The sequence below is a fragment of the Butyrivibrio sp. INlla16 genome, from assembly GCF_900104155.1.
GTDB lineage: Bacteria > Bacillota > Clostridia > Lachnospirales > Lachnospiraceae > Butyrivibrio.
In genome coordinates this window covers 1-3,449 of the sequence record NZ_FMYB01000114.1, presented here as the reverse complement: position 1 = coordinate 3,449, position 3,449 = coordinate 1, and the positions used below count along the sequence as shown (strand labels likewise).

Below are 3,449 nucleotides of genomic sequence, written 5' to 3'. Positions count from 1 at the left end.
TAAATGAATTAGCTTTATTAAGGTTACCCAAAATGCAGGTAATGACTAATTTCTAACATTTTCAATTTACTCCTTGACATTTCTTAGCTGGACTTCAATAAGTACTTTGTGGCGAGCTTCATCCATTAGCTGTATTACTCGGGAAATCTCACTTTCAAAATCCACCCATCTATCATCAATTTCATTCTGTCGCATCCTGAAATATGAAATCCAAGCATTGTTATAAATCAGTTTATGCTGTTCATCAATGATAGCCCTACTTTCTTTATCTGAACCAAACCTATTGAACAGGCCAACGAAATATCGAACATTATTCTCATCTTTACAGCGGCTAATATCTGGCGCATGGTTATGGTTAACACGTATCTGCTCAAAAAAATAATTAAAATCATCTACATAATCCAGATAATTCCCATATGATGTTTTAAAATTATGAGCTAAATCGAAACCATTCCCTATAACTAATATATTCATTTAAAATATACCCCCTATTCACTCACAACACTGAGGTGTCTATATCGTGATAATACAGCATCAGAAACGTAATTACAGCGGTGAAAAATGCATCCACATTTTGACCCCTGCGAACTATCTCAATCTTCTCCTATTCTCATAGGCAGTCAATGCATTTTTTACAAGATCTTCAGAGGACATATATTCGTTTTCCGAATACAAGAAATCTTTTTCGAATGGAACCTTGCCTGATTCTGCAATAGTTTCTTTCAGTATTCTCTCTCTTATGCCCTGATAAATAGTCTCAAGTTGCTTTTCAATGTCCCTTATTTTATTTATCTCTTCCAATGTTAATTCATCTGTGCTTTTTCCTGCCCTTTGATTATGTAATCCCATCTCCCATGGCAATGTTTCTCCTGTTATGTCAGCTTTTTTTCGAATCAGTTTTCGGACCTTTTCTTTATATATATATTCCTGATGTATTCTTAATGTCAGGAATTCTTCCTCTTCCAATAGGTCAAGTTCTTCAGCGGACATATTATTATATTCTTCAAATGCTTTGTTGTTTACCTCTTCCTGTCTTATTTCATACATCAAATCATATATTTTCAGATTTCTACTATACAACTCTGACAAATCAGATGTCACATGTTTCAACCATGCAAGGTCATCTCTTCTTGATGTTATATTTTTTACTCGTTCCGTGAATATCTTATCGGTAATGCTCTCTACATCTTTTTGCATTTGTCTTATAAGCGCACGCTGCTTATGGATAGGAATATCAAGCACATTATACAAGCCAAACGATTGCTTAAATGCCATTTCTTCGGATCCATCGCATCTTTTCAAGAACATATTAAATATATTTTCATATAAAATAATTGCATATTCATCAGTAAGCTTTACATATTCTCCTTTTCTTACAGGCACAAGTCTTTTGGTTCTTTCATCAAGAAGACCGTTAATGAAAGGAACTTCGCTTATAAAAAACATATAGCCCTTATGTTTTCCTTCATTTCCCTTAAACATTTCAAGCTCATGTTCAATCCCCAAACTCCTGAAAAGATCAACTAATTCCTTCCTTCGATCTTTACAAAAATTGTCAATGCCGCTATCCGAATTAGTTTCATACGTCCTTTTAAATCTTTCCTTTAGTATATCTGTTAAGAAAATCTTCTTATCCTCAAATCCTCTCCATAATCCATACCTTCTACCGATACAATATTCCTCAATGACCTCCTTCTTATTTACATCAACAATGATTACAGATATATTACCTAGTATCATGACTTCATCAAGCATTCTTTTTATCTGCTCATATATCTGCTTATTAGGTACTACCAATGATACTTTATCTAATTCAGTATTTTGAAGGATACTAATTGTCAGCAGCAACCATCTCTTGTATGATTCTATTGCTGCCATTCCATGAGTACCCTTGAATTCAAATGCCCATTTGCCAAATTTCTCTGAATCAACAAGCATATCAAACTGTATTCTATATTTTGATGCTACAGAAAACATTAGCGCGTCGCCTCTGCCGTCACCCCTTTCGATATATCTTTCCCTCCTGGAACGGATAACCCCTTTTTTCATTAAATCATCTACAATAATTCTCTCACATGCAGCTTCAAACCCAATCCCAACATTATTATCAGCAACAGCTAACCCATTTGCTTTTTTTAGATCATTCAAAGTCACTCGACTCTCTGGTTCCGCATTCTCAGCGATTGCCACTAAAATACGCTCATTACTGGCTGAACTATTCTTTTTATTAATAATTCGTGAAAGTGTTGATGGTGGTACTCCAATATCTGCTGCAAATTGTTGTACTGTTCTATTCGCCCCTTTTGCCTTAATTACCAGACTAGAAAAAGTTTCTTTATTAAAAAAATTATTGGTCTTCATCTTTGCATCTCCATTCGACTATATTTGCGTACGCAAACTATATATTTATCATAATCAAATGTATGTATCTGTCAAGCTGCTAATAAAGCACCTATATTTCCCTTAATAATCATTCTCTTTGCTGCAGTCAATGTATGTTGCCATTATATCCATTATACGGATTTAAATAACTCAATTCCCCCTCAACGCGTCTGCATAAGCCATAAGTCTCATTCTCATATTATTGTCCATCTCATTATATGCATCTATCAAAACACCTACCTCTGAATTCCGATCTATAGCATACCATTCCATCTGGTTTCCACGTAATCCATCCGCCTGTATCCCTGAAAGAAGCCACTCCGGACTTACTTCAAGAACCTTACAGATTACCATTATGCGGTCCGCAGTCGGATTTGTTCTCTTCTTCCGCCAATCACTCACTGTGCTCTGCGGAATCCCAGTCAACTCAGAAAACTCCTTCTGAGTCATTCTCTTATCCTGCATAACCTGAAAAACTCTATCGCTGACTGTCATATAATCATCCTCATCTGGCTTATTAAGCGCAATAATCGTTTTGTTTGTAATATTCTTTCCTTTTTCCGTTACATAATGCAGCCAAAACAACATCTGATCCGACACTAATAATATTTGATTACCTTGTAATACAGTGCAACAAATTCAAGAACCTCTCAAATTCCTGCCTGCTTCTCTTATGCATGGCAGATAATAGCATAACCATTTATCAGTGTAACTATTGTTACCGCAACAATTATACCCACAAAAGGACAGATGGATATTGCGAGCTTCTTAATAACTGTTTTGATATCCGTCTTATTCCTGATCCAATAAATATCGCAGAACAACATCGCGAATACTAAAAAAGGCAAAATCCATACTGAATCTTCTCTCAACAACCAAAAGTATCCGGTTATCACCCCACTAAAAAGAGCCCAGGGAAGAATACGTGAAACAGATTCATCCCTCCTCAAATATGTTTTTTGCAAGACCTTTTTGGTTCTTCCTCATCGATTAGTACTTGGCTATAGTATAGCATTCCAAGGCGGTGTATAATAGACATATATTGATTCCGAAAGGATAGAGGGATA

The 3,449-nt window shown here is 35.5% G+C and carries 4 protein-coding genes; all 4 read right to left on the bottom strand.

Annotated features, from left to right (window positions below; genetic code table 11):
* Window positions 1-66 precede the first annotated feature (66 nt).
* Window positions 67-474 carry an AbiH family protein gene (locus BLR42_RS22040; RefSeq protein ID WP_091873841.1) on the bottom strand — a complete coding sequence of 136 codons (408 nt, stop codon included), beginning with the start codon at window positions 472-474 and terminating at the stop codon, window positions 67-69.
* A 114-nt stretch (window positions 475-588) separates the two neighbouring features.
* Entirely contained in the window at window positions 589-2,361 is a 1,773-nt protein-coding gene (locus BLR42_RS22035) for a hypothetical protein (RefSeq protein ID WP_091873838.1), read from the bottom strand.
* 171 nt (window positions 2,362-2,532) lie between these two features.
* A complete protein-coding gene (locus BLR42_RS22030) occupies window positions 2,533-2,877 on the bottom strand; it encodes a helix-turn-helix domain-containing protein (protein ID WP_091873843.1) in 345 nt (114 codons plus the stop codon).
* Between the two features lie 176 nt (window positions 2,878-3,053).
* A complete protein-coding gene (locus BLR42_RS23240) occupies window positions 3,054-3,254 on the bottom strand; it encodes a hypothetical protein (protein WP_207648599.1) in 201 nt (66 codons plus the stop codon).
* Between the last annotated feature and the right edge of the window lie 195 nt (window positions 3,255-3,449).

Excerpts from the sequence above, each read along its gene's own strand:
- BLR42_RS22040 (WP_091873841.1), bottom strand. The coding sequence starts at position 474 with ATGAATATATTAGTTATAGGGAATGGTTTCGATTTAGCTCATAATTTT.
- BLR42_RS22035 (WP_091873838.1), bottom strand. The coding sequence starts at position 2,361 with ATGAAGACCAATAATTTTTTTAATAAAGAAACTTTTTCTAGTCTGGTA.
- BLR42_RS22030 (WP_091873843.1), bottom strand. The coding sequence starts at position 2,877 with ATGACAGTCAGCGATAGAGTTTTTCAGGTTATGCAGGATAAGAGAATG.